Annotated in this window: 1 pseudogene; it reads left to right on the forward strand. The window is 46.0% G+C overall.

Annotated elements, in window-relative coordinates:
• Positions 1 to 52: 52 nt before the first annotated feature.
• A pseudogene (locus DW657_RS18520) lies at positions 53 to 346 on the forward strand (antitermination protein NusG); the annotation flags it as partial.

Below are 346 nucleotides of genomic sequence, written 5' to 3' on the forward strand. Positions count from 1 at the left end.
TTTTTTTGTCGCAATTTAACGGATTTCTGTCTAGAAAAAAGTTAGCACCGATATGAAAGTCGATGAATGGACATCAGATGATGTACACACCTCAGGAGGTGGTGAATTCCCTCCTTGCGCTGGACTTACCTCCAACGCCCTCCCCGAAGCTCAAAGCACAGTTTCCGCCGAGAGTTCACAAACAGGGGTGTCCACCAGAAATGCCCATATAGCAAGTAAGTCTAAAGCGCAAAAAGAGGAAGAAATTCCTCATTGGTATGCTTTACGCACCACCTATGGTAGAGAGAAAAAAGCATACGACTATATGACCGCCAAAGGCATCACGGCTTTCTATCCTACCACCGAG

Source organism: Prevotella sp. AM23-5 (assembly GCF_003473645.1).
GTDB lineage: Bacteria > Bacteroidota > Bacteroidia > Bacteroidales > Bacteroidaceae > Prevotella > Prevotella copri_A.